The organism is Kluyvera sp. (assembly GCF_047971185.1).
Taxonomy (GTDB): Bacteria; Pseudomonadota; Gammaproteobacteria; order Enterobacterales; family Enterobacteriaceae; genus Kluyvera.
The window spans coordinates 1-25,168 of the sequence record NZ_JBKDZH010000084.1; the positions used below are offsets into that span (position 1 = coordinate 1).

A 25,168-nucleotide genomic window follows, 5' to 3' on the forward strand; every position below is an offset into this window, starting at 1 on the left:
GAACTGCCAGGCATCAATTAGTGAAGAAGCCCATCCTGACGGATGGGCTTTTTTGCGTCTGTGGCGTGGTGAAATCCCGGGGTCGCTGGCGCTACCGGACGGTGATGACGGTGGTCATATTGCGGACGAAACGACCGTGTAGCCCGGAAGAGGCGTTTACGCCGACGCCGGGGCGGCTCCCGCCGTCAACATCTCCCCCCTGCGAATCGTTTCCGCACTTTCCCATAGCCTGGTTGAAACTTTCTCACCTTTAACATGCAGACTCGACATTTCGCTGAAATCTGGGTATTGTTAGCTGTCTGGATGTCTAAACGTTTATACGTATGCTGTGAGGTAATAAGGTTATGCCGATTCGGGTGCAGGACGAGCTACCAGCCGTCAATTTCTTGCGTGATGAGAACGTCTTTGTGATGACCACGTCGCGTGCTACAGGTCAGGAAATTCGTCCTCTGAAGGTACTGATCCTCAACCTGATGCCGAAGAAGATAGAGACAGAAAACCAGTTCTTACGCCTGCTGTCAAACTCACCGCTACAGCTGGACATTCAGCTGCTGCGTATCGATGCCCGCGAATCGCGTAACACGCCAACTGAGCATCTGAACAACTTTTACTGCAATTTCGACGACATTCGCGACCAGAACTTCGATGGTTTGATCGTGACCGGCGCGCCGCTCGGCCTGGTTGAGTTTAACGACGTCGCCTACTGGCCGCAGATCCAGCAGGTGCTGGAATGGGCCAAAGATCACGTCACCTCGACGCTGTTTGTCTGTTGGGCGGTACAGGCTGCGCTCAATATTCTCTACGGTATTCCGAAGCAAACCCGCAACGACAAACTTTCCGGCGTCTACGAGCACCACATCCTCCATCCTCATGCCCTGCTGACCCGCGGGTTTGATGATTCTTTCCTGGCGCCACACTCCCGCTACGCCGACTTTCCGGCAAAGCTGATTCGCGACTTTACCGACCTGGAAATCCTCGCGGAAACCGCAGATGGCGACGCCTACCTGTTTGCCAGCAAAGATAAACGCATTGCCTTCGTGACCGGCCACCCGGAATACGATGCGCACACCCTGGCGAGCGAATTTTTCCGTGATGCGGAAGCCGGTCTGAGCCCGGAAGTGCCTTATAACTACTTCCCGAAAGATGATCCGCAAAATAAACCACGTGCGACCTGGCGCAGTCATGGCAATTTGCTGTTTGCCAACTGGCTCAACTACTACGTCTACCAGATCACACCGTACGATCTGCGGAATATGAACCCAACGTTGGATTGATCCGCTACCCTTTGCGATCCTAAAGCGTTTCAGCATTCTCAATCAGGCACCTTCGGGTGCCTTTTTTGTTTCCGAAAAACAGCCCACTCATAGAAAAAATTTTAATTTCAATCTAATCAATATGTTGTGATTATTTTAATTCAAAAATGGAAATTGTTTTTGTTTTTTTAATTTTATTGATTAGGCTTAAAAACGTTGAGCGAAAACTACACAACGATCGTCCGCTCATCTGACGGGGAAACTATTCGGATCACTAATGAGGAGCTGCACCATGACACAACAGGCCACAACAACCGATGAACTGGCTTTTCTGAAGCCTTCTGGCGAGCAGGAGCAGCAGGTTCTGACTGCGGAAGCGGTGGAATTTCTGAGCGAACTGGTGACCCGATTTACGCCGAAGCGCAACAAGCTGCTGGCTGCACGCCTTCAGCAGCAGCAGGATATTGATGACGGTAAGTTGCCTGATTTTATTTCGGAAACGGCTTCCATTCGTGACGGCAGCTGGCAGATCCGCGGTATCCCGGCTGACCTTCAGGATCGTCGGGTGGAAATTACCGGGCCTGTTGAACGCAAAATGGTGATCAACGCCCTGAACGCCAACGTCAAAGTCTTTATGGCCGATTTTGAAGACTCCTTAGCGCCAGACTGGAGCAAAGTGATTGAAGGGCAGATCAACCTGCGTGACGCGGTCAACGGCAAGATCAGCTACACCAATGAAGCGGGAAAAATCTATCAGCTCAAGCCGGACCCGGCGGTGCTGGTTTGCCGCGTGCGCGGCTTGCACCTGCCGGAAAAACACGTCACCTGGCGCGGTGAAGCCATTCCGGGCAGCCTGTTTGACTTCGCGCTGTATTTCTTCCACAACCACAAGGCGCTGTTGGCCAAAGGCAGCGGCCCCTATTTCTACCTGCCAAAAACGCAGGCCTGGCAGGAAGCGGCCTGGTGGAATGACGTGTTCTGCTACGCCGAAGATCGCTTCAATCTGCCGCGTGGCACCATCAAGGCCACCTTGCTGATTGAAACCCTGCCGGCCGTGTTCCAGATGGACGAAATTCTCCACGCCCTGCGCGACCATATTGTTGGCCTCAACTGCGGCCGTTGGGATTACATCTTCAGCTATATCAAAACGTTGAAGAATCACCCGGACCGCGTGCTGCCGGACCGCCAGGTGGTGACGATGGATAAACCGTTCCTCAGCGCCTACTCACGCCTGCTGATTAAAACCTGCCACAAGCGCGGCGCGTTCGCGATGGGCGGCATGGCGGCGTTTATCCCGCACAAAGATGCCGAGCGCAACGCGCAGGTGTTGAACAAGGTGAAGGCGGATAAATCGCTGGAGGCCAATAACGGCCATGACGGCACCTGGGTTGCCCATCCGGGCCTGGCCGATACGGCGATGGCGGTGTTTAACGAAGTGCTGGGCGATCGCCCGAACCAGCTTGACGTCTCTCGCGCTGACGATGCGCCGATTACCGCTGAACAGCTGCTGGCCCCCTGCGACGGTGAGCGCACCGAAGAGGGGATGCGCGCCAATATCCGCGTGGCGGTGCAGTACATCGAAGCGTGGATCTCCGGCAACGGCTGCGTCCCGATTTACGGCCTGATGGAAGATGCGGCGACAGCGGAAATCTCCCGTACCTCCATCTGGCAGTGGATCCATCACCAGAAAACCCTCAGCAACGGCAAAGCGGTGACCAAACCGCTGTTCCGCCAGATGCTGGCCGAAGAGCTGAAGGTGATCCGCGACGAACTGGGCGAGGCCCGCTTCGACGGCGGCCGTTTTGACGACGCCGCGCGCCTGATGGAACAAATCACCACCTCCGACGAGCTTATCGACTTCCTGACCCTGCCGGGCTACCGCCTGCTGGCGTAATTCACCACATAACAATATGGAGCATCTGCACATGAAAACTCGTACTCAACAAATCGAAGCATTACAAAAAGAATGGACGCAGCCACGTTGGGAAGGCATCAAGCGTCCGTACAGCGCGGAGGAAGTGGTGAAGCTGCGCGGTTCGGTGAACCCGGAGTGCACGCTGGCCCAGCTCGGCGCGGCCAGAATGTGGCGCCTGCTGCACGGTGAATCGAAAAAAGGCTACGTCAACAGCCTCGGCGCGCTGACCGGCGGCCAGGCGCTGCAGCAGGCCAAGGCCGGCATTGAGGCGATTTACCTCTCCGGCTGGCAGGTGGCGGCGGACGCCAACCTGGCCTCCAGCATGTATCCGGATCAATCGCTCTATCCGGCTAACTCGGTGCCGGCGGTAGTCGATCGGATCAACAACACCTTCCGCCGCGCGGATCAGATCCAGTGGGCGAACGGGATCGAACCTAACGATCCGCGCTACGTTGACTATTTCCTGCCGATCGTCGCCGATGCGGAAGCGGGCTTCGGCGGGGTACTGAACGCCTTTGAACTGATGAAATCGATGATTGCGGCCGGTGCAGCGGCGGTACACTTCGAAGACCAACTGGCGTCGGTGAAGAAATGCGGCCATATGGGCGGCAAGGTGCTGGTCCCCACGCAGGAGGCGATCCAGAAACTGGTGGCGGCGCGTCTGGCAGCCGACGTGATGGGCGTCCCGACGCTGCTGATTGCGCGTACCGATGCCGACGCGGCGGATTTGATTACCTCCGACTGCGACCCGTACGACAGCGGTTTTATCACCGGCGAACGCACCAGCGAAGGCTTCTACCGCACCCAGGCGGGTATCGAACAAGCCATCAGCCGTGGCCTGGCCTACGCGCCGTATGCTGACCTGGTGTGGTGTGAAACCTCCACCCCGGATCTGGAGCTGGCAAAACGCTTTGCCGATGCTATCCACGCCAAATACCCGGGCAAACTGCTGGCCTACAACTGCTCGCCGTCGTTCAACTGGCAGAAAAAGCTGGACGATAAAACCATCGCCAGCTTCCAGCAGCAGCTGTCGGAGATGGGCTACAAATACCAGTTCATCACCCTGGCCGGCATCCACAGCATGTGGTTCAACATGTTCGACCTTGCGCATTCTTATGCCCAGGGCGAGGGCATGAAGCACTACGTCGAGAAGGTTCAGCAGGCAGAGTTCGCGGCGGCGAAGGATGGCTACACCTTTGTTTCTCACCAGCAAGAGGTGGGCACCGGCTACTTCGATAACGTCACCACCATTATTCAGGGTGGAACCTCCTCGGTGACCGCGCTGACCGGTTCGACCGAAGAGTCGCAGTTTTGATTTATGCCCGGTGGCGCTGCGCTAACCGGGCCTACGAAGTGATGTAGGCCGGATAAGCGTAGGTGCCATCCGGCATGATTCGATGCCGGGGAGGGAAGCGATGACGCGAGGCCTGGAATTACTGATTGCGCAGACAATCCTGCAAGGTTTTGACGCCCAGTACGGGCGTTTTCTGGAAGTGACCTCCGGCGCGCAGCAGCGCTTTGAACAGGCCGACTGGCACGCCGTACAGCAGGCGATGAAAAGCCGTATCCATCTGTACGACCATCACGTGGGGTTAGTGGTCGAACAGCTGCGCTGTATTACCGACGGTAAAAGCACCGATGCCGATTTTTTGCTGCGCGTAAAAGCGCAGTACACCCGCCTGCTGCCGGATTACCCGCGCTTCGAGATTGCGGAGAGCTTTTTTAATTCCGTCTATTGCCGGTTATTTGACCACCGCTCGCTGAGTCCCGAGCGGTTATTTATTTTCAGCTCGCAGCCCGAGCGTCGCTTTCGCGCGATTCCCCGACCGCTCGCGAAGGATTTCTTCCCGGACGCTGGCTGGGAAGCGGTGATTTTCAAAATGCTCAGCGACCTGCCGCTGCGCCTGCCGTGGCAGAATAAGTTTCGCGACGTGGGCTATATCATGGCGCATCTGAGCGAAACGCTGGACGTCGAGACGCTACGTCAGTCACACCTGCAAATCGCTAATGAGCTGTTTTATCGCAATAAAGCTGCATGGCTTATCGGCAAGCTCATCACGCCGACCGGCACGCTGCCGTTTCTCATTCCCATTCACCGCACCGAAGAAGGGGAGTTGTTTGTCGATACCTGCCTGACCACCACGCAGGAGGCGAGTATCGTCTTCGGCTTCGCCCGCTCCTATTTTATGGTGTATGCGCCGCTGCCCGCCGCGCTGGTCGAGTGGCTGCGCGAGATCCTGCCCGGTAAAACCACCGCCGAACTGTATATGGCGATTGGCTGCCAGAAACACGCTAAAACTGAAAGCTACCGTGAATATCTCAACTATATCGCCAGCGCCGACGAGCCGTTTATTGAGGCGCCGGGCATTCGCGGTATGGTGATGCTGGTGTTTACGCTGCCGGGCTTCGACCGGGTATTTAAAGTTATCAAGGACAAGTTTGCCCCGCAGAAGGAGATGTCCGCCGCGCACGTCCGCGCCTGCTACCAGCTGGTGAAAGAGCACGACCGCGTCGGGCGCATGGCCGATACCCAGGAGTTTGAGAACTTTGTCCTCGAAAAGCGGCAAATTGACCCGGCGCTGATGGCGCTGTTATTGCAGGAAGCGCCGGAGAAAATCGTCGATATGGGGGATAAAATCGCCATTAGCCATCTCTACATTGAGCGGCGGATGGTACCGCTCAATCTCTGGCTGGAGCAGGTCGAAGGCCAGCAGCTGCGCGACGCGATAGAAGAGTACGGCAACGCCATCCGCCAGCTTGCCGCCGCCAATATTTTCCCCGGCGACATGCTGTTTAAGAACTTCGGCGTGACCCGCCACGGCCGGGTGGTGTTCTACGACTATGATGAAATTTGCTATATGACGGAGGTCAACTTCCGTCATATCCCGCCGCCGCGCTACCCGGAAGATGAGCTGGCCAGCGAGCCGTGGTACAGCGTGTCGCCGGGAGACGTGTTCCCGGAAGAATTTCGCCACTGGCTGTGCGCCGACCCGCGCATTGGGCCGCTGTTTGAGGAGATGCACGCCGACCTGTTTAGCGCCGACTACTGGCGCGGTTTGCAAACGCGTATCAAGAATGGGCACGTGGAGGATGTTTACGCCTACCGCCGCCGCCAGCGGTTCAGCGTGCGCTACGCCTGACGTAGCCCGGCCGAGCGAAGCGACGCCGGGGTTTGGCTCCTGGCTCTCCCGGCGTCGCTTCGCTCGACCGGGCTACGTTGTTTTAGCGAATCCCACCATAAGCCAGCGTCACCTCTTTCGCCGCTTTAATCACCATCGCGCCAAACTCGGTCACGCGGTCATCGGTGATACGGGAAATCGGCCCGGAAATGGAGATGGCGGCAAACGGCTCGCGGTGCTCATCGAAGATACACGATGCCACGCAGCGCAGTCCCAGCGCATGCTCTTCATCATCAAACGAATAGCCGCGTTTGCGGGTCTGGGCGAGATCGTCTTTCAGATGCAGCGGCGACACCAGCGTGGCATGGGTATAGGCGTGCAGCCCCTTGCGGTGCAGTAGCCCGGTGACCTGTTCTTCGCTAAGCTGGGACAAGAACGCCTTGCCCGCGCCGGAGGCGTGCATCGGCAGTTTGCCGCCAATCGGCGCGGACATACGCATCAGCTGCGTACACTGTACCTGGTCGATAATAATCGCCTGATGGTCGCTCTTATCGAGGACCGCCAGGTTGACCGTCTCGCCGGAATCTTCCATTAACTGACGCAGGATCGGGTGCACGATAGCCAGCAGGTTGCGGCTTTGCAGGAAGCTGCTGCCCACGATAAACGCATGTGCGCCCACCGCCCAATGGCCCAGCTCGCCTACCTGACGCACGAAGCCCAGCTGCTGCATGGTGGTGAGTAAACGGTGGGTGGTGGAGTTTGGCAGCCCGGCCTGCTGCGCCAGCTCGGTCAGCGCGACGCTGCTGTGTGATTCGGCTATCCACTCCAGCAGCTTCAGGCCGCGGGTCAGCGACTGTACCTGGCCGGTTGCGGCAGCGGCGGTAGCAGGGGCGGGTTTTCTACCGCGTTTAGCAGGAACGTTGGCGACCATCGCGACTCCTTTCTGTATCGTGGAAATTGTTTTCGTTTTTATTGATTATAATACAACCGTTCGTCTTACTGCTCCGATGAGTCATGCTGAACATGTCTCATGTAGACCGTTGTTCTCTTTTCCGCCACCCCGCTTTATGCCAGTATGGTCTATTGCCTATTTGGGTCTGGATTTCGTAGAGCGGTGTCGGGAGTGCCTGTGAGCAGCAAAGTGGAGCAACTGCGTGCGCAGTTAAATGAACGTATTCTGGTTCTGGACGGGGGCATGGGCACCATGATCCAGGGCTATCGTCTGAGCGAGCAGGATTTTCGCGGCGAGCGTTTCGCCGACTGGCCCTGCGACCTGAAGGGCAACAACGACCTGCTGGTGCTCAGCAAGCCGGAGGTGATTGCCGCGATCCATAACGCCTACTTCGAAGCGGGCGCGGATATCATCGAGACCAACACCTTCAACTCCACCACCATCGCCATGGCGGACTACCAGATGGAGTCGCTGTCGGCGGAAATTAACTACGCGGCGGCAAAGCTGGCGCGCGCGGCAGCCGATGAATGGACGGCACGCACGCCGAACAAACCTCGCTACGTCGCGGGCGTGCTGGGCCCCACTAACCGCACCGCCTCTATTTCGCCGGACGTGAATGACCCGGCGTATCGCAACATCACCTTCGATCAGCTGGTGGCCGCCTATCGCGAATCCACCAAAGCGCTGGTGGAAGGCGGCAGCGACCTGATCCTGATTGAAACCGTTTTCGACACCCTCAACGCCAAAGCGGCGGTGTTTGCGGTGAAAGAAGAGTTTGAAGCGCTGGGCGTTGACCTGCCGATCATGATTTCCGGCACCATCACCGATGCTTCCGGGCGTACGCTCTCCGGCCAGACCACCGAAGCGTTCTATAACTCCCTGCGTCACGCCGATGCGCTGACTTTCGGCCTCAACTGTGCGTTAGGCCCGGACGAGCTGCGCCAGTACGTACAGGAACTGTCGCGCATCGCTGAATGCTACGTTACCGCACACCCCAACGCCGGGCTGCCGAACGCCTTCGGTGAATACGATCTCGACGCCGACACCATGGCGACGCAAATCCGCGAATGGGCGGAAGCAGGCTTCCTCAACGTGGTCGGCGGCTGCTGCGGCACCACGCCGGAACACATCGCTGCAATGAGCCGCGCGGTCGACGGTTTGCCGCCGCGTAAGCTGCCGGAGAGCCCGGTCTCCTGCCGCCTGTCCGGCCTCGAACCGCTGAATATCGGCGACGATAGCCTGTTTGTTAACGTTGGCGAACGTACCAACGTCACCGGTTCGGCGAAGTTTAAGCGTCTGATCAAAGAAGAGAAATACAACGAAGCGCTCGACGTTGCCCGCCAGCAGGTGGAAAGCGGCGCGCAGATTATCGACATCAACATGGATGAGGGGATGCTCGACGCCGAAGCGGCGATGGTGCGCTTCCTCAACCTGATTGCCGGCGAGCCGGATATTGCCCGCGTGCCGATTATGATCGACTCCTCCAAATGGGAAGTCATCGAAAAAGGGCTGAAGTGCATCCAGGGTAAAGGCATCGTTAACTCGATCTCGATGAAAGAGGGCATCGAGCCGTTCATTGCCCACGCGAAAAAAGTGCGCCGTTACGGTGCCGCCGTGGTGGTGATGGCCTTTGATGAAGTGGGCCAGGCCGATACCCGCGAACGTAAAATCGAGATTTGCCGCCGCGCCTACAACATTCTGACCAAAGAAGTTGGCTTCCCGCCGGAAGATATCATCTTCGACCCGAACATCTTCGCCGTGGCGACCGGCATTGAAGAGCACAACAACTATGCGCAAGACTTTATCGGCGCCTGTGAAGACATTAAACGCGAGCTGCCGCACGCGCTGATCTCCGGCGGCGTCTCCAACGTGTCGTTCTCGTTCCGCGGCAACGACCCGGTCCGTGAAGCCATCCACGCGGTATTCCTCTACTACGCGATTCGTAACGGCATGGACATGGGTATCGTCAACGCCGGGCAGCTGGCGATTTATGACGACCTGCCTGCCGAACTGCGCGACGCGGTCGAGGACGTGATCCTCAACCGCCGTGAAGACGGCACCGAACGCCTGCTGGAGCTGGCCGAGAAATATCGCGGCAGCAAAACCGACGAGGCCGCCAACGCCCAGATGGCGGAATGGCGCAGCTGGGATGTGAAAAAACGCCTCGAATACTCGCTGGTCAAAGGTATTACCGAATTTATCGAACTCGACACCGAAGAGGCGCGCCAGCAGGCCGCACGCCCGATTGAAGTGATCGAAGGGCCGCTGATGGATGGCATGAACGTGGTCGGCGACCTGTTTGGCGAGGGCAAAATGTTCCTGCCGCAGGTGGTGAAATCCGCCCGCGTAATGAAGCAGGCGGTGGCCTACCTCGAACCGTACATTGAAGCCTGCAAAGAAAAAGGCTCCAGCAACGGCAAGATGGTCATCGCCACCGTGAAAGGCGACGTGCACGATATCGGTAAAAATATCGTTGGCGTGGTGCTGCAGTGTAATAACTACGAAATCATCGATCTCGGCGTGATGGTGCCAGCGGATAAAATCCTCAAAACGGCGAAAGAGGTGAACGCGGACCTGATCGGTCTCTCTGGCCTGATTACCCCGTCGCTGGATGAAATGGTCAACGTGGCAAAAGAGATGGAGCGTCAGGGCTTCACGATTCCACTGCTCATTGGCGGCGCGACAACGTCGAAAGCGCACACCGCGGTGAAAATTGAGCAGAACTACAGCGGCCCGACGGTTTACGTGCAGAACGCCTCACGTACCGTCGGCGTAGTCGCCGCGCTGCTCTCCGACACCCAGCGCGATGACTTTGTCGCTCGTACCCGTAAAGAGTATGAAACCGTGCGTATCCAGCATGGGCGTAAGAAACCGCGCACGCCGCCGGTGACGCTGGCCGCCGCGCGTGAAAACGACCTGGCCTTCGACTGGGAAAACTACACCCCGCCAGTGGCGCACCGTCTCGGCGTGCAGGAAGTGGAAGCGAGCATTGAAACGCTGCGTAACTATATCGACTGGACGCCGTTCTTTATGACCTGGTCGCTGGCCGGGAAATATCCACGCATCCTCGAAGATGAAGTGGTGGGCGAAGAGGCGAAGCGGTTGTTTAAAGACGCCAACGACATGCTGGATCAGCTCAGCGCCGGTAAAACCCTTAACCCGCGCGGCGTGGTGGGGCTGTTCCCGGCCAACCGCGTGGGCGACGACGTGGAAATCTATCGCGACGAAACGCGCACCCACGTGCTGACCGTCAGCCGCCATCTGCGCCAGCAGACCGAGAAGGTCGGTTTCGCCAACTACTGCCTGTCTGACTTCGTGGCGCCGAAAACTTCCGGCAAAGCGGACTACATCGGCGCCTTCGCGGTGACCGGCGGGCTGGAAGAAGATGCGTTGGCCGACGCTTATGAAGCCCAGCACGACGATTACAACAAGATCATGGTGAAGGCGATTGCCGACCGTCTGGCGGAAGCGTTTGCCGAGTATCTGCACGAGCGCGTGCGTAAGGTCTACTGGGGCTACGCGCCAAACGAAAACCTGAGCAATGAAGAGCTGATCCGCGAAAACTACCAGGGTATTCGCCCGGCACCGGGTTACCCCGCCTGCCCGGAGCATACCGAGAAGGGGACTATCTGGGAGCTACTGGACGTGGAAACCCACACCGGTATGAAGCTGACCGAATCCTTCGCCATGTGGCCGGGCGCGTCGGTATCCGGCTGGTACTTCAGCCACCCGGACAGCAAGTACTATGCGGTGGCGCAGATTCAGCGCGATCAGGTTGAGGACTACGCGCAGCGTAAAGGGATGAGCGTCGCGGAAGTCGAGCGCTGGCTGGCGCCAAACCTCGGCTACGATGCTGACTGATTCACAGAATCGTCATCTTTCCTTACAACTAACAGGGCGCTCTATGAGCGCCCTGTCTCTTTATTGCGCGTAAACCCTTATACTGAAAGAAGGCCGCTGCCGGATGGCGGCGTAAACGCCCGATCCGGCATATGCACCTCAGGAACCTATAACTATAAGGAGAAGCTGATTCCGTGTTAACACTGCTACACCTGCTTTCCGCCGTTGCGCTGCTGGTGTGGGGCACCCACATTGTACGTACCGGCGTAATGCGTGTATTTGGCGCGCGCCTGCGCACCGTGCTCAGCCGCAGCGTGGAGAAAAAACCGCTCGCCTTCTGCGCGGGGATTGGCGTCACCGCGATGGTACAGAGCAGCAACGCCACCACCATGCTGGTAACGTCTTTTGTTGCCCAGGACCTGGTAGCCCTGACGCCCGCGCTGGTGATTGTGCTCGGCGCCGACGTGGGGACCGCGCTGATGGCGCGTATCCTGACCTTCGATCTCTCGTGGCTGTCGCCGCTGCTGATTTTTATCGGCGTCACCTTCTTCCTTGGCCGCAAGCAAACCCGCGAAGGGCAGCTTGGCCGCGTCGGTATCGGCCTGGGGCTGATTCTGCTGGCGCTGGAGCTGATTGTGCAGGCGGTCACGCCAATCACCCAGGCCAACGGCGTACAGGTCATTTTCGCCTCGCTGACCGGTGATATCCTGCTGGATGCGCTGATTGGCGCGGTGTTCGCCATCATCAGTTACTCCAGCCTGGCCGCCGTGCTGCTGACCGCCACGCTGACCACCACCGGGGTGATCTCCTTCCCGGTGGCGCTGTGTCTGGTGATTGGCGCGAACCTTGGCTCTGGCCTGCTGGCGATGCTCAACAACAGCGCCGCCAATGCCGCGGCGCGCCGCGTGGCGCTCGGCAGCCTGCTGTTCAAGCTGGTGGGCAGCCTGATTATTCTGCCGTTTGTCCACGTGCTGGCGACCACCTTGCAGAAACTGCCGCTGGCGGAATCCGAGCTGGTTATCTACTTCCACGTCTTCTACAACCTGATCCGCTGCGTGGCGATGGTGCCGTTTGCCGGGCCGATGGCGCGTTTCTGTAAACGCCTGATCCGTGATGAGCCCGAGCTGGAGGCGCACCTCAAGCCCAAACACCTGGATGTCACTGCGCTCGATACCCCCACACTCGCGCTGGCCAACGCCGCGCGTGAGACGCTGCGCATTGGCGACGCGACCGAGCAGATGCTGGCAGGGTTGAAGAAGGTGATGAACGGTGAGCCGCGGGAAGAGAAAAACCTGCGCAAACAGGCGGATGACATCAACGTGCTCTACACCGCGATCAAACTGTATCTGGCGCGAATGCCGAAGGATGAGCTGGCGGAAGAGGAGTCCAGGCGCTGGGCGGAGATTATCGAAATGTCGCTCAACCTTGAGCAGGCCTCCGATATCATCGAGCGGATGGGCAGCGAGATTGCCGATAAGTCGCTGGCCGCGCGCCGTGCGTTCTCGGTTGAAGGGCTGAAGGAGCTGGATGCGCTGTATGAACTGCTGTTGAGTAACCTACAGCTGGCGATGTCGGTGTTCTTCTCCGGCGATGTCACCAGCGCCCGCCGCCTGCGCCGCAGCAAGCACCGCTTCCGTATTCTCAACCGCCGCTACGCGCACGCGCACGTCGACCGCCTGCATCAGCAGAACGTGCAGAGTATTGAAACCAGCACCCTGCACCTGGCGCTGCTGGGGGACATGCAGCGTCTGAACTCACTGTTCTGCTCGGTGGCTTACAGCGTGCTGGAGCAGCCGGATGAAGACGACGAGCGCGACGATTACTAGCGCAAACCTGGCGTCGCTGCGCTTGGCCGGGCTACCTTGATGATATGTAGGCCGGATAAGGCGTTTACGCCGCCATCCGGCAATGTGCGCCGAATAGCCTGATTGCGCTGTGCTTATCAGGCCTACGGTTTGTAGCCCGGGGGAGGCGTTTACGCCGACCCCGGGTTTACGGCTCAAAAGCGATGCCCAGCCTCCAGCGCCACCGCTTCTTCTCCCGCTTTAAACACATAGGTCGTGTTCGGCCCGCCGAGCGTCGCGTGACCCTGTGCCACCTCAATCCAGTTGCCTTCCGGCAGGCCAATCACCGTTAACTCCGGCGCCACCACTAACAGCTCGCGAATGCGCTGCTCGCGGGTTTCGCCCTTATGGCCTTCCGGCAATGCGTTGGTGAAGTGCGGGTTAATCTGCAGCGGGAACAGGCCGAGCGCGTCAAAGCCCTGTGGATCGACAATCGGCATATCGTTGGTGGTGCGAATGGTCGGGCAAGCGAGATTCGCCCCCGCGCTCCAGCCAATGTACAGCGCGCCGCGTTTGACCACGTCAACGATCGGCGCCAGCAGCCCGCGCTGGCGACTCTCTTTTAGCAGTTGGAAGGTGTTGCCGCCGCCGACAATCACCAGCTCGGCGCTTTCAATCGCCGCAACCGGATCGGCCACGGTATGAATACCGGTGACGGAGACGCCCAGCGGTGCCAGCACCGCGCTCACTTTGGCGGTGTACTCATCCCAGGTCTGCGTGACCCCGGCAAACGGAATAAACACCGCGCGACGGCGGCCGTTGAGCCGTGCGGAAATCAGCGGCAGCGCGTGTTCCAGCCAGGCTTTGCCCGGCAGCGTCGAGTTACTCAGCAGAAGCAGTTCCATTATTTCTCCCATTAGTCAGAAAATTATCAATCAGGGCAGGATGTTACCATTCTGCGTCCTATCGCTTACTGATGCAGTTCACGATGTTGCAGTAGATAGTCTGGAAGACGCCTCGCAGATTGTCATTCTGACCCACGCCATACCTGAGTTGCTGATTTATTCTCCTGCTAAACAATGGCTATTTATACCTATATGGATATAATCAGGAGGCGGGATGATAAAACCGCTTTATTGGGTTGGGCAGTCCAGAAAGGATCTGCAAATAATGCCCGAACATGTGCAGGATACGTTCGGTTTTGCGTTATGGCTTGCTCAGCAGGGGAAGCAGCATCCCCAAAGTAAGCCCCTGAAAGGGTTTGGTGGCGCAGGCGTGCTCGAGGTCGTCGAGGATTTTCATGGAAATACCTGGCGCGCGGTTTACACCATAAAATTCAGAGGGGCGGTATACGTATTGCACGCTTTCCAGAAAAAGTCAGTGTCGGGTAAAGCCACGCCGAAGCCTGACATCGATCTTATTTACCAGCGGCTAAAGGCCGCTCAGCGCCACGCGCAGGAGAATGTAGATGGCAGATGAAGTCAGAATAAGTTGCGGCAATGTCTATGCCGATCTCGGCGCACCTGATGCTGATGAGATGCAGCTGAAGGCGCAGCTTGCATTCGCTATCAGCGAGATCCTACAAAGCAAAAAACTGACCCAGCAACAGGCGGCCAAAATCCTCGGTATGACCCAGCCCAAGCTTTCTAACCTGCTGCGTGGTCAATTTCGGGGGATCAGCGAAGCAAAAATGCTCGAATGCCTGGTCAAACTCGGGCGTGATGTCGAGATCGTGGTGGGGCGAAATAGCGTTGAGCAGGGGTCGCTGAAAGTCAGCTTTAGCTAAACTGTTGGCCGCCTGTCAGGCTGAGGTTTACCCGGCTCCGGCAAACGCAGCCTGCCTGCCGTGGCGTGATATACGCAATCATTTGCCGCGGACTATTTTTTCTCACCCGCAAGGTGAGGTATATTTCGCTGCCAAAGGAGAATTTATGCTGCCAGACTCATCAACCCGATTAAATAAATACATCAGCGAAAGCGGTATCTGCTCACGTCGTGAAGCGGATCGCTTTATCGAACAAGGCAACGTCTTTATCAACGGTAAGCGCGCCACTATTGGCGATCAGGTCAAGCCGGGCGACGTTGTGAAGGTTAACGGTCGGTTGATTGAGCCGCGTGAAGCGGATGATTTGGTGCTGATTGCGCTGAACAAACCTGTCGGCATCGTCAGCACCACCGAAGACGGCGAGCGCGACAACATTGTCGATTTCGTTAACCACAGCAAGCGCGTGTTCCCGATTGGCCGTCTGGATAAAGACTCCCAGGGGCTGATTTTCCTCACCAACCACGGCGACCTGGTGAACAAAATTCTGCGTGCCGGTAACGACCACGAGAAAGAGTATCTGGTGACGGTCGATAAGCCGGTTACCGATGAATTTATTCGCGGCATGGGCGCGGGCGTACCGATTCTTGGCACCGTCACCAAAAAATGTAAGGTGAAAAAAGAGGCGCCGTTTGTCTTCCGCATCACCCTGGTGCAAGGGCTGAACCGCCAGATTCGCCGCATGTGCGAACATTTTGGCTATGAAGTGACGAAGCTTGAGCGTACGCGCATCATGAACGTCAGCCTGACCGGCATTCCGCTGGGCGAATGGCGTGACCTGACCGACGACGAGCTGATCGACCTCTTTAAGCTGATTGAGAACTCCTCTTCCGAGGCGAAACCGAAGGCCAAAGCCAAGCCGAAAGCGGCGGGTATTAAGCGCCCGGTGGTGAAGATGGAAAAAACCAGCGATAAGCCAGCTCGCCCGGCGGGTAATGGTAAACGCTTCACGGCGCCGGGGCGTAAAAAGAAAGGGCGTTAACGTCTGCCGCGCGTCGGCGTATTCGCCGACCAGGAAAACGAACTCTCGGTATCCGGCTTATAAGCCTGCTGTTTTTTCAACTGGCGGGCTTTTTTGGCGTCGGCCTCACGCTGCACCATCAGTTTATCGATGTACTCCTTTTTCACGCTGTTGGTTTCCGCGTTGGTCAGCGGACGACCATGAGCAATGCGCGCGCGGTCGAGCAGCGTTTTCAGCTCGCGCTGTTCGCGCTCGGTCATCTCTTTTTGCGTAATGCGGGTGAGTGCCATAGGGGTGCCCTCTATCGGATAGTTAACCCAGTGTACGGCAAAGGTGAGAGGCTGTGTAGGCCGGATAAGGCGTTTACGCCGCCATCCGGCAATGCGCTTGCAGTGTGCCCGATGGCGCTACGCTTATCGGGCCTACAGCGGTTATTGTTGCTTTTTCTTCTCGATAGGCTTCCCGGACCAGTATCCTGCCAGTAGCGAGCCCGACAGGTTATGCCACACAGAGAACAACGCGCCAGGCAGCGCCGCCAGCGGCCCGAAGTAAATTTTACCCAGCGCGGCGGCCAGCCCGGAGTTTTGCATCCCGACCTCAATCGCCAGCGTGCGGCAGGTTGACTCATCGAAGCCAAACAGTTTCCCGCCCCAGTAGCCGCCGAGCAGGCCAATGGTGTTGTGCAGAATCACCGCGATAATCACCACGAAACCAACCGAGGCAATATGCGAGGCGGAACCGGCAACGACCGCGCTGATGATGGCCAGAATACAGACCATTGAGAAGGCGGGGAGATAGGGCTCTACCGCTTTCACCACGCGCGGGAACAGGTGGTGAATCACCAGACCGAGCGCAATCGGAATGACCACAATCTGCAGGATACTCAACAGCATACCCATCACGTCGACCTGGATATGCGCATCCACGTACAGTCGGGTCAGCAGCGGCGTGGCGACCACGCCAACCAGCGTGGAGACCGAGGAGATGGTTACCGATAGCGCCACGTCACCCTTCGCCAGATAGATCATCACGTTAGAGGCCGTGCCGCTGGCGACGCTGCCCACCAGCACCATCCCGGCAGACAGCTCCGGCGGCATATGGAAAATCAGCGCCAGCAGCCAGGCGGCAAGCGGCATCACCAGATAGTGCAGGAAGATCCCCGCCGCCACCGGTGCGGGGCGCGCGAGCACGCGCTTGAAGTCGTCAATTTTCAGATGCACGCCCATGCCGAACATAATCAGCATCAGCAGCGACGGCACCAGCGGGCCAATCGGCGTAAAGGTGGTTGGCGTGAAATAGGCAATAACGGAGAGCAGCAGCGCCCATAGCGGGAACAGCCGGGTGATCACGGCGAGCATGGTGTATTCCTTGCGATATATTGATGTTGTGTTGTTATAAAAAAGCCGGGTTCGAGCCCGGCTATAGTTATTGTTTATCGCGTGGTGGAATATTATTCAAACAAATTATGGTGAAGTTTCTGCACCACCTGCTCCGCTTCGGCGCCCGGCACCAGGAAACAGAGATTGTGGCTGGATGCGCCGTAGCAGATCATGCGGATGTTGAACGGCTCCAGCACGCCAAACACCTCTTTGCCCACGCCGCAGGCTTTCGACAGGTCGTTACCAATCAGCGCCACCAGCGCCAGATTTTCTTCCACCTCGACTCGGCACAGAGCCGACAGCTCCATCAGCAGTGACTGGGTCAGCAGCGTATCGCCGGTTGACGTTGAACCGGTGGTGTCGAGGGTAAGCGCGACGCTGACTTCCGAGGTGGTGATCAGATCCACCGAAATATTATGGCGCGCCAGGATGCCGAACACTTCGGCGAGGAAACCGCGCGAGTGCAGCATATTCAGGCTGTGCAGGGTCAGCAGCGTCTGCTTACGGCGCAGCGCCAGCGCGCGGAATAGCGGCGGGTTAGCGGTTTCGTTACACACCAGCGTGCCGCCGGCTTTCGGATCTTTACTGGAGCCGACAAACACCGGAATGTCGCTGCGCACGGCGGGCAGCAGGGTCGCGGGGTGCAGCACTTTCGCGCCGAAGGTCGCCAGCTCGGCGGCCTCTTCAAAGGCAATTTCATCAATACGTTTGGCCGCTGGGACCACGCGCGGGTCGGTGGTGTAGATGCCCGGGACGTCGGTCCAGATATCCACGCGGGTCGCATGCAGCGCTTCGCCGAGCAGCGCGGCAGTATAGTCGCTGCCGCCGCGGCCCAGCGTGGTCGTGCGGCCTTTGCTTTCGCTGCCGATAAAGCCCTGAGTAATCACCAGCCCTTCGCTCAGACGCGGCGCCAGCTGCTGGCTTGCCAGCTCAGACAGCGCGGCAACGTCCGGCTCGGCGCGGCCAAAGCGGTCGCTGGTGCGCATCACTTTACGCACGTCAAACCACTGTGCCTGAACCTGACGTTCACGCAGAATTTCAACGAATAGGAGGGTCGACATCAGCTCGCCGTGGCTGACCAGTTCGTCGGTCAGCGCCGTTGACGTTTCCGCCGTCGCCGCTTCCGCCAGCGTGGCAAGGTTGTCGAGCAGGCGTTCGATTTCATCGCGGATCACCGCCGGATTCACCAGACGTTCCAGCACCGCGTTCTGAATGGCGCGGATAGCGTCCAGCTTCGCCAGACGTTCGGCCGGCTCCAGCCCTTCGGCCAGCGCCACCAGCAGGTTGGTGACGCCCGCCGAGGCAGACAGCACCACGAGACGCACGTTGGCGTCGGAGAGCACCACGTCGGCGCTGCGATTCATAGCGTCAAAATCGGCTACGCTGGTTCCGCCAAATTTGGCGACTACTAATGCTGTCATAAATAACCTCGTGTCAGGGGAGGCCGGGTTTAGGTAAACCGGACCAGATTATTCAGCCTTGGCACAAGGGAAGAGCGGAAGACGGGTGGGCGCAGAGCAATAAACGACTACGATATCACCCAGAAGTGCTCCACCACTTGTGAAACGCGCGACTGCGAACGTTTCTGGTGACAACCCAGGGGATTCAGCCCCTGTAGCCGATGATGAACGCAACCTGTTGTTCACTCATCTCGGCGTTGCTCCCCCTCAGGTGTTTTCACAGGATGGGTTCCTCCAACACCGTTTACCTGGGCAACGCGCCTCTTCTGGCCTGCGCGGGCGCAGGTAGTACATTTATAAATAAAGGGTTAGCGGGTCGCTTGTCAACGCTGGGGTTATGCGGATTTTTCATGCAGGCGAGCGCCACAGAAACGGGGCTTATAAAGGCTATACTTTTGTCTGTTTTGTGCACGATTTTGTCAGCCTGAGGGGGGATGACATTAAAACCATCACAATTTTTTGTGACAGGCGCTACAATCGACGACAGTTTCGATTCTTAAATCAGAAGGGTATTGCTAATGAAAAACATCAACCCAACGCAGACCGCTGCGTGGCAGGCACTACAGAAACACTTCGATGAAATGAAGGACGTTACCATTGCGGAACTGTTCGCCAAAGATGGCGACCGTTTTAGCAAGTTCTCCGCAACCTTCGACGATCAGATGCTGGTGGATTTCTCCAAAAACCGCATCACCGAAGAGACGCTGGCTAAGCTGCTGGATCTGGCGAAAGAGACCGATCTGAGCGGTGCGATTAAGTCGATGTTCTCCGGCGAAAAGATCAACCGCACCGAAGACCGTGCCGTGCTGCACGTGGCGCTGCGTAACCGTAGCAATACCCCGATTATCGTTGACGGCAAAGACGTGATGCCGGAAGTGAACGCGGTGCTGGAGAAGATGAAAACCTTCTCTGAAGCCATTATCTCCGGTCAGTGGAAAGGCTATACCGGCAAATCCATTACCGACGTGGTTAACATCGGTATCGGCGGCTCCGACCTCGGCCCGTTCATGGTGACCGAAGCGCTGCGTCCGTACAAAAACCATCTCAACATGCACTTTGTGTCCAACGTTGACGGTACCCACATTGCGGAAGTGCTGAAAACGCTGAACCCGGAAACCACGCTGTTCCTGGTGGCGTCCAAAACCTTCACCACCCAGGAAACCATGACCAACGCCCACAGCGCGCGCGACTGGTTCCTGGCGAGCGCTGGCGACCAGCAGCACGTGGCTAAACATTTCGCCGCGCTCTCTACCAACGGTAAAGCGGTGGGTGAGTTCGGTATCGATACCGCCAACATGTTCGAGTTCTGGGACTGGGTGGGCGGCCGCTATTCACTGTGGTCAGCGATCGGCCTGTCGATCATCCTCTCCGTGGGCTTCGACAACTTCGTTCAGCTGCTGTCCGGCGCGCACGCGATGGACCAGCACTTCTCCACCACCCCAGCGGAGAAAAACCTGCCGGTACTGCTGGCGCTGGTTGGCATCTGGTACAACAATTTCTTCGGCACCGAAACTGAAGCGATTCTGCCGTACGACCAGTACATGCACCGCTTTGCAGCCTACTTCCAGCAGGGCAACATGGAGTCCAACGGTAAGTACGTTGACCGTAACGGCAACAAAGTTGAGCACCAGACTGGCCCAATCATCTGGGGCGAGCCGGGCACCAACGGCCAGCACGCGTTCTATCAGCTGATCCACCAGGGCACCAAAATCGTACCGTGCGATTTCATCGCCCCGGCCATCAGCCATAACCCGCTGTCCGACCACCATCCGAAGCTGCTGTCTAACTTCTTCGCCCAGACCGAAGCGCTGGCATTTGGTAAATCCCGCGAAGTGGTTGAGCAGGAATACCGCGATCAGGGTAAAGATCCGGCAACGCTGGACTACGTGGTGCCGTTCAAAGTGTTCGAAGGCAACCGTCCGACCAACTCGATCCTGCTGCGCGAAATCACCCCGTACAGCCTGGGCGCGCTGATTGCCATGTATGAGCACAAAATCTTCACCCAGGGCGCAATCCTCAACATTTTCACCTTCGACCAGTGGGGCGTTGAGCTGGGCAAACAGCTGGCTAACCGCATTCTGCCGGAGCTGAACGATGATAGCGCGATCGACAGCCATGACAGTTCGACCAATGGCCTGATCAATCGCTATAAATCCTGGCGCGCGTAAGGTTATATTTTCTTAATGCCGGCGAAATGCCGGCATTTTTTTGTCAGATAATTCTGTATATCGCTGCTTATCTTATTCTATTGTTATTGAGCATAATCCTAAATATCTCCTTCCTCAGTATGTGTTTTCGGAATATCCGTATATTGCCATTTTAATTTAATACCATAATTAATTGTTAATATTGATTATTTTATTATTAAGCACTCCGCTTTTCTTATTATCCTAAAAACTCATGTCTTATTTTAGATGCGCGAATTCCGTTCATCTGGTTGTGTATACTCGATGACGCCTGAATTATTTCGGGTATATCTCCATTCATCTAATGAAGGGAATACGTATGAAGAAAATCCTCTATGGCATTTTTGCCATTTCGGCGTTTGCTGCGGCAAGCGTCAGCGCGGCGCCGGTAGCAACCGGGGAAGCGGCTGGCGTGGCGGCAACGTCTGTGTCTGCCGGGAGTTCAACCGCCACCAGCGCCAGCACCGTAGGTTCTGCGGTCGGTATGGCGCTGGCAGCGGCTGGTGGTGACGGTTCCAATACCGGAACCACCACCACGACCAGCACGACCACCAGTACCCAGTAACACGCGGTACTTTAATGCTAACCACTCTTCGGTTTGGTTATTTTGCCCCCCGGAGAAGCTTCGTGAAGCGACTTGTTATTCCTCTTTTTTGCCTGCTGCTTCAGGCGTGTTCACCCAGCACTAAAGGTCTGGGGCAATCGTTATGGAGCAGCGTGTTTGGCGCGTCGGGCGTACAGCTGACCGACGATGATATCCAGAATATGCCCTACGCCAGCCAGTACATGCAGCTGAACGGTGGCCCGCAAATTTTTGTCGTGCTGGCGTTCTCGGAAAACGGCCAGCAGAAGTGGCTGACTCAGGATCAGGCGATGCTGGTGACCCAGCACGGTCGGCTGGTGAAGACCCAGCTGACGGGCGACAACCTGCTGACGGTTAATAACCTCAGTAACGATCCTCTTGCGCAGCCCAATCAGATCGTCGACGGCGCGCGCTGGACGCGCACAATGGGCTGGACGGAGCACCAGCAGGTGCGCTACGCCACGGCCACCTCCACCTTCCGCTGGGACGGCAGCGATACCCTGACCATGGCCAGCGAAAGCACGCCGGTGCGGGTACTGGAAGAAGAGGTGACCACCTCGGAAGCCCGCTGGCGTAACCGCTACTGGGTCGACAGCGACGGGCAGATTCGCCAGTCGGAGCAGTACCTTGGCGCGGGCACTTTCCCGGTGAAAACCACGCTCATCAAGGCGGCAAAATCATGAAAAAATCGTTAATCGCCGCCGTCATGCTGAGCGTTATATCTTTGCACGTCATGGCGTCAGGCACCGTTGAAGTGCATCAGGAAGGGGTTGAGAAACCGCTGACCTTAACCAACGCCGAGCGTCTGGCCGACCTTGTGGGCCAGCCGCGGCTGGCGGGAAGCTGGTGGCCCGGCGCGGTCATCGCCACGCCGCAGGCGACCGCCAAAGCGGAGCGTGAGCACCAGGCGCTGCTGGCACAGCTCGCCGCGCTGGCGGCGGATGAGGGTGGGAGCGACGCGGGCGCGATCAACGCCCTGCGAAATCAACTCCAGGCCATGCCGGTAACCGGCCGCCTGCGGGTACCGCTCGATCCGGATACGGTGCGCGTGCATGCCGAAAACAATCCGCCTTTGCAGGGAAACTACACGCTGTGGGTCGGGCACGAGCCCTCGACGATTACGCTGGTTGGGCTGGTGGATAAACCCGGCACTCTGGCCTTCACGCCGGGGCGCGATGTGGCCAGCTACCTCGATGATATCAACCTGCTGAGCGGCGCGGACCGCAGCTACGCCTGGGTGGTTTACCCGGATGGACGTACGCAGAAAGCGCCGGTGGCGTACTGGAATAAACGCCATATCGAACCGATGCCCGGCAGCCTTATTTTTGTCGGCTTTGCCGACGCGTTGTGGACGAACAAGTATGAGGCGCTCAACGCCGACATTCTTCGCTCCCTGTCGCAGCGGAGACCTGAATAATGCCTAAAAAATGTCTATATAGCCTGCTGGCGCTCGCGGTCAGCGCGGCCTGCCACGCGGAAACCTATCCCGCGCCGGTCGGCCCCTCGCAGTCCGATTTCGGCGGCGTGGGCCTGCTGCAAACGCCCACGGCGCGAATGGCGCGTGAAGGTGAGTTCAGCCTCAACTACCGCGATAACGATCAGTATCGTTACTATTCCGCCTCGGCGCAGCTGTTCCCGTGGCTGGAAACCACCCTGCGCTACACCGACGTACGCACCAAAAAATACAGCGACGTTGAAGCCTTCTCCGGTGAACAAACCTACAAGGATAAAGCCTTCGACGTGAAGCTGCGCCTGTGGGAAGAGAGCTACTGGCTGCCGCAGGTGGCGGTGGGCGCGCGGGATATCGGTGGTACCGGGCTGTTTGACTCTGAGTATGTGGTTGCCAGCAAAGCCTGGGGGCCGTTTGATTTCAGCCTCGGCCTGGGCTGGGGCTATCTGGGCACCAGCGGTAACGCCACCAACCCGTTCTGCTCCTACAGCGACAAATACTGCTATCGCGACAACAGCTACCGTAAGGCGGGCTCCGTCGACGGCAGCCAGATGTTCCACGGCCCGGCGGCCTGGTTTGGCGGCATTGAATATCAGACGCCGTGGCAGCCGCTGCGCCTGAAGCTGGAGTATGAAGGCAACAACTACCAGCAGGATTTCGCCGGAAAAATTGAGCAAAAGAGCAAGTTTAACGTCGGCGCCATTTATCGCGTCACCGATTGGGCCGACGTCAACCTTAGCTATGAACGCGGCAACACCGTGATGTTCGGCTTTACCCTGCGCACCAACTTCAACGATCTGCGTCCGTCCTATAACGACAACGCGCGCCCGGCCTATCGCCCGCAGCCGCAGGACGCCATTCTTCAGCATTCGGTGGTGGCGAATCAGCTGACCCAGCTGAAGTACAACGCCGGATTCGCCGCGCCGAATATGCAGGTAAAAGGCGATACCCTGTACGTCACCGGCGAGCAGGTGAAATACCGCGATTCCCGCGAAGGGATCGAGCGCGCCAATCGGATCGTGATGAACGATCTGCCGGATGGGATCCGCACGATCCGCATTACCGAAACGCGGCTTAATCTGCCGGAAGTGACCACAGAAACCGACGTCGCCAGCCTGAAGCGCCATCTGGAAGGCGAGCCGCTCGGGCAGGAAACGCCGCTGGCGCAAAAACGCACGGCGCCGATCGTGCCGGAGAAAACCGAGCAGGGCTGGTATATCGATAAATCGCGCTTTGATTTCCATCTCGATCCGGTGCTGAGCCAGTCTATCGGCGGCCCGGAAAGCTTCTACATGTATCAGGTGGGGGTGATGGGTACGGCGGACTGGTGGGTGACCGACCACCTGCTGACCAGCGGTAGCCTGTTTGCCAACATCGCCAACAACTACGACAAGTTCAACTACACCAATCCGCCGAACGATTCGGCGCTGCCGCGCGTGCGTACCCATATCCGCGACTACGTGGAGAACGACGTTTACGTTAACAACCTGCAGGCTAACTACTTCCAGTATCTGGGCAACGATTTCTACGGCCAGGTGTACGGCGGCTATCTGGAAACCATGTACGGCGGCGCGGGGGCGGAAGTGCTCTATCGCCCGGTCGACAGCAGCTGGGCCTTCGGCCTGAACGCCAACTACGTGAAGCAGCGTGACTGGCGCAGCGCGCAGGACATGATGAAATTCACCGACTACAGCGTGAAGACCGGCCACCTGACCGCCTACTGGACGCCGTCGTTCGCCCAGGACGTACTGGTGAAAGCCAGCGTGGGGCAGTATCTGGCGGGCGACAAGGGCGGTACGCTGGATATCTCTAAACACTTCGACAGCGGCATTGTGGTCGGCGCTTACGCCACCATCACCAACGTGTCGGCGGATGAGTACGGTGAAGGCGAGTTCACCAAAGGGGTATACGTGAACATCCCGATGGACCTCTTCTCCTCCGGCCCAACCCGCAGCCGCGCGGCCGTCGGCTGGACGCCGCTGACCCGCGACGGCGGGCAGATGCTGGGGCGCAAGTTCGAGCTGTATAACATGACCGGCGATAAGAGCCAGAACTTCCGCTAGCGCTTCCGTAGCCCGGATGAGGGACTTGTCCGGGCTACGGTTATAACCTCCGCAGCAGCCGCGCGGGGTTCCCGGCGTACACGCCTTTCTCGCTGATTGAACGCGTCACCACGCTGCCTGCGCCAATGACCACGCCATCGCAGATCGACACCGAGAGAATGGTTGCGCCACTGCCGATGGAGACGTTGTCGCCGATAGCGATCCGTCCCCAGCTTTCACGATCTGCGTTAGGCTTTCCCTCGCGGAACATATCCTTGGCAAACATGACACCGTGGCCGATAAAGCAGCCTCGCCCGATGGTGACATATTCGCATATAAAGGTATGTGAATGGAATATAGTCTCTTCGACTATCCAGCTGTTGCCATGTATTTCGACAAACGTGCCGACGAACACGTTCTTA

General features: G+C 57.9%; 20 protein-coding genes and 1 riboswitch. Of the genes, 14 read left to right on the forward strand and 6 right to left on the reverse strand.

The features are described from left to right. Window positions 1-344: 344 nt before the first annotated feature. From metA to aceK, 4 genes are all read left to right on the forward strand, one after another. Window positions 345-1,274 carry a homoserine O-succinyltransferase MetA gene (metA, locus tag ACK5JN_RS19250; protein ID WP_416871616.1) on the forward strand — a complete coding sequence of 310 codons (930 nt, stop codon included), beginning with the start codon at window positions 345-347 and terminating at the stop codon, window positions 1,272-1,274. Window positions 1,275-1,545: 271 nt separating this feature from the next. After that, a complete protein-coding gene (gene aceB, locus ACK5JN_RS19255; RefSeq protein WP_416871617.1) occupies window positions 1,546-3,147 on the forward strand; it encodes a malate synthase A in 1,602 nt (533 codons plus the stop codon). Window positions 3,148-3,178: 31 nt separating this feature from the next. Continuing rightward, a complete protein-coding gene (gene aceA / locus ACK5JN_RS19260) occupies window positions 3,179-4,483 on the forward strand; it encodes an isocitrate lyase (protein ID WP_416871618.1) in 1,305 nt (434 codons plus the stop codon). Between the two features lie 100 nt (window positions 4,484-4,583). Then, the gene (aceK, locus tag ACK5JN_RS19265) at window positions 4,584-6,308 is read left to right on the forward strand and encodes a bifunctional isocitrate dehydrogenase kinase/phosphatase (protein WP_416871619.1); all 1,725 of its coding nucleotides are present in this window, start codon (window positions 4,584-4,586) and stop codon (window positions 6,306-6,308) included. A gap of 82 nt (window positions 6,309-6,390) precedes the next feature. Here the strand turns inward: aceK and iclR are convergent, their stop codons facing one another. Next, entirely contained in the window at window positions 6,391-7,218 is an 828-nt protein-coding gene (gene iclR, locus ACK5JN_RS19270) for a glyoxylate bypass operon transcriptional repressor IclR (RefSeq protein ID WP_416871620.1), read from the reverse strand. Between the two features lie 198 nt (window positions 7,219-7,416). Here iclR and metH point away from each other — a divergent pair, with 198 nt between their 5' ends. Together metH and ACK5JN_RS19280 are read left to right on the forward strand one after the other, a co-directional pair. Next, window positions 7,417-11,100, forward strand: a complete 3,684-nt coding sequence (gene metH, locus ACK5JN_RS19275; protein WP_416871621.1) for a methionine synthase — start codon at window positions 7,417-7,419, stop codon at window positions 11,098-11,100. 173 nt (window positions 11,101-11,273) lie between these two features. Continuing rightward, on the forward strand, window positions 11,274-12,905 hold the full coding sequence (locus ACK5JN_RS19280) for a Na/Pi cotransporter family protein (RefSeq protein ID WP_416871622.1): 1,632 nt from the start codon (window positions 11,274-11,276) through the stop codon (window positions 12,903-12,905). 173 nt (window positions 12,906-13,078) lie between these two features. Here the strand turns inward: ACK5JN_RS19280 and pepE are convergent, their stop codons facing one another. Further along, window positions 13,079-13,768 carry a dipeptidase PepE gene (gene pepE / locus ACK5JN_RS19285; RefSeq protein ID WP_416871623.1) on the reverse strand — a complete coding sequence of 230 codons (690 nt, stop codon included), beginning with the start codon at window positions 13,766-13,768 and terminating at the stop codon, window positions 13,079-13,081. Between the two features lie 214 nt (window positions 13,769-13,982). Here pepE and ACK5JN_RS19290 point away from each other — a divergent pair, with 214 nt between their 5' ends. From ACK5JN_RS19290 to rluF, 3 genes are all read left to right on the forward strand, one after another. Beyond that, window positions 13,983-14,342, forward strand: a complete 360-nt coding sequence (locus ACK5JN_RS19290) for a type II toxin-antitoxin system RelE/ParE family toxin (RefSeq protein WP_416871624.1) — start codon at window positions 13,983-13,985, stop codon at window positions 14,340-14,342. Then, entirely contained in the window at window positions 14,332-14,649 is a 318-nt protein-coding gene (locus ACK5JN_RS19295; RefSeq protein WP_416871625.1) for a helix-turn-helix domain-containing protein, read from the forward strand. Before ACK5JN_RS19290 ends, ACK5JN_RS19295 begins: the two co-directional genes overlap by 11 nt. Window positions 14,650-14,794: 145 nt before the next feature. Further along, window positions 14,795-15,667: a 23S rRNA pseudouridine(2604) synthase RluF gene (gene rluF, locus ACK5JN_RS19300; protein ID WP_416871626.1), complete on the forward strand. Its 873-nt coding sequence runs from the start codon at window positions 14,795-14,797 to the stop codon at window positions 15,665-15,667. Here the strand turns inward: rluF and ACK5JN_RS19305 are convergent. The 3 genes from ACK5JN_RS19305 to lysC form a co-directional block, all read right to left on the reverse strand. Continuing rightward, a complete protein-coding gene (locus tag ACK5JN_RS19305) occupies window positions 15,664-15,936 on the reverse strand; it encodes a DUF3811 domain-containing protein (protein ID WP_416871627.1) in 273 nt (90 codons plus the stop codon). The two genes, rluF and ACK5JN_RS19305, sit on opposite strands and share 4 nt — an antisense overlap. Window positions 15,937-16,077: 141 nt before the next feature. Continuing rightward, window positions 16,078-17,004 carry a ketopantoate/pantoate/pantothenate transporter PanS gene (gene panS, locus ACK5JN_RS19310; RefSeq protein ID WP_416871628.1) on the reverse strand — a complete coding sequence of 309 codons (927 nt, stop codon included), beginning with the start codon at window positions 17,002-17,004 and terminating at the stop codon, window positions 16,078-16,080. Window positions 17,005-17,096: 92 nt separating this feature from the next. Continuing rightward, a complete protein-coding gene (lysC, locus tag ACK5JN_RS19315) occupies window positions 17,097-18,446 on the reverse strand; it encodes a lysine-sensitive aspartokinase 3 (RefSeq protein ID WP_416871629.1) in 1,350 nt (449 codons plus the stop codon). Window positions 18,447-18,561: 115 nt separating this feature from the next. Beyond that, window positions 18,562-18,759: riboswitch (Lysine riboswitch) on the reverse strand. Window positions 18,760-19,003: 244 nt separating this feature from the next. On the opposite strand from lysC, the gene pgi reads away from it, so the two are divergent. The 5 genes from pgi to ACK5JN_RS19340 all read left to right on the forward strand — a co-directional run bounded on the left by pgi (window position 19,004) and on the right by ACK5JN_RS19340 (window position 24,767). Beyond that, a complete protein-coding gene (gene pgi, locus ACK5JN_RS19320) occupies window positions 19,004-20,653 on the forward strand; it encodes a glucose-6-phosphate isomerase (protein ID WP_416871630.1) in 1,650 nt (549 codons plus the stop codon). 337 nt (window positions 20,654-20,990) lie between these two features. Beyond that, a complete protein-coding gene (gene yjbE, locus ACK5JN_RS19325; protein WP_416871631.1) occupies window positions 20,991-21,236 on the forward strand; it encodes an exopolysaccharide production protein YjbE in 246 nt (81 codons plus the stop codon). Between the two features lie 62 nt (window positions 21,237-21,298). Beyond that, window positions 21,299-21,937, forward strand: a complete 639-nt coding sequence (locus tag ACK5JN_RS19330; RefSeq protein ID WP_416871632.1) for a YjbF family lipoprotein — start codon at window positions 21,299-21,301, stop codon at window positions 21,935-21,937. Continuing rightward, window positions 21,934-22,671: a capsule biosynthesis GfcC D2 domain-containing protein gene (locus ACK5JN_RS19335; RefSeq protein WP_416871633.1), complete on the forward strand. Its 738-nt coding sequence runs from the start codon at window positions 21,934-21,936 to the stop codon at window positions 22,669-22,671. The genes ACK5JN_RS19330 and ACK5JN_RS19335 overlap by 4 nt, the downstream gene beginning before the upstream one ends. Then, the gene (locus tag ACK5JN_RS19340) at window positions 22,671-24,767 is read left to right on the forward strand and encodes a YjbH domain-containing protein (protein ID WP_416871634.1); all 2,097 of its coding nucleotides are present in this window, start codon (window positions 22,671-22,673) and stop codon (window positions 24,765-24,767) included. The genes ACK5JN_RS19335 and ACK5JN_RS19340 overlap by 1 nt, the downstream gene beginning before the upstream one ends. Window positions 24,768-24,807: 40 nt before the next feature. On the opposite strand, the gene ACK5JN_RS19345 is transcribed toward ACK5JN_RS19340, so the two are convergent. Next, window positions 24,808-25,168, reverse strand: a 361-nt coding sequence (locus ACK5JN_RS19345; protein ID WP_416871635.1) for an acyltransferase, incomplete at its 5' end; no start/stop codon positions are given.